Source organism: Hydrogenophaga sp. FG152 (genome assembly GCF_057809615.1).
Genome location: NZ_JBMDKH010000044.1, coordinates 1 through 1,249 on the forward strand (window position 1 = coordinate 1; position 1,249 = coordinate 1,249).

Sequence of the window (1,249 nt, forward strand, 5' to 3'; positions counted from 1 at the left end):
GCGCGGGGCCGGGCGCTCGCCGCGCGACCCCTCGGGGCCACCGCGCGGGCCGCCGTACCCGGGCGAAGGTTCGCGCGGCGGCTTGGGCGCCGAGGCCGACACGCTCTTGGCGCGCGCCGGGCCGGGCGGGCGCACCGGGGCGCGGCGCGGGGCGTAGGGATCGGAGGGGGTCTTGCTGGCAGCGCCCGGTTTCAGCTTGAGCGTGCGGGCGGCGGGTTTGTCGGTCGTCATGGGGGGATCATCCCTCATCCAAAGTACCGGAGCGCAAGGCCGCCAGATCGAGCACGCGCAGGCCCCCGTATTCCACGCGGATCCAGCCCTTGGCGGCCAGCGTGGTCAGCGCCTCGTTGACGCGCTGGCGCGAGAGGCCGACCAGGTAGGCCAGCTCCTGCTGGGTGATGCGCAGCACGCCGCCCACGTTGGGCGAGAGCAGCGGGTGGAACAGCGAAGCCAGGTTGCGCGCCACGCGCAGGTCGGGACTGTTGAGCCGGTCGATCTCGCGCGCCGCAATGAACTGGCCCAGGCGCTCGTTGAGCTGGTGCATCACGAAGCGGTTGAAGCCGATCGAGTGGTCCAGCAGCCAGTCAAAGGTCTCCACCGGCAGGCCGGCCACGCGGCTGCGGCGCAGGGCGAGGATGTTGTAGCGGTACTGCTCGTGCTTGAGCACCGTGCCTTCGCCGAACCACCCCCCCGGCGCCACGCCGGTGAAGGTGATCACCGGGCCCTGCGAATCGTCGTTGCTCATCTTGAGCAGGCCATCCACCAGGCCGAACCAGTAGGTGACCGGGCGGCCGAAGCGGCAGATGTGGTCGCCCGCCTCGGCGTCGCCCACCACCAGCGCGGCCACGGCGCGCTCGCGCTCGGTGGGCGTGAGGCTTTTCAGCCAGGGAATCTCGGCCAGTTCCTCCTGCGTGGGCGGGCGGGCGCGGTCGCGCAGAACGGTGCCGGAACGGCGGGAGGTCAAAGCGCTCATGGGTGGGAATGGTCTAGGGAAAGTCCTAGGAGGGTTGACCCGAGATTGTCGTCGAACCGACAACATAACGTCAAACGAAGGCCTACCATGCGCAGCAGAACGGAATGTCTCAACCGGGACATTTCAAGCACCGGCGCCACGGCGCCGGCCTCAGGAGACACGCATGCAACACACGTTCCCCCGGCTGCTGCTGGGCCACGCGCAAAGCCACCCGGAGGGTGCGGCGATGCGCGAGAAGGAATACGGCATCTGGCAGACCACGACCTGGGCCGGCAT

Annotated in this window: 1 protein-coding gene and 1 pseudogene; both read right to left on the reverse strand. The window is 69.9% G+C overall.

From position 1 onward, the window contains the following. A pseudogene (locus ACODTB_RS25765) lies at window positions 1–231 on the reverse strand (hypothetical protein); the annotation flags it as partial. A 7-nt stretch (window positions 232–238) separates the two neighbouring features. Continuing rightward, window positions 239–973, reverse strand: a complete 735-nt coding sequence (locus ACODTB_RS25770) for a Crp/Fnr family transcriptional regulator (protein WP_488929878.1) — start codon at window positions 971–973, stop codon at window positions 239–241. Between the last annotated feature and the right edge of the window lie 276 nt (window positions 974–1,249).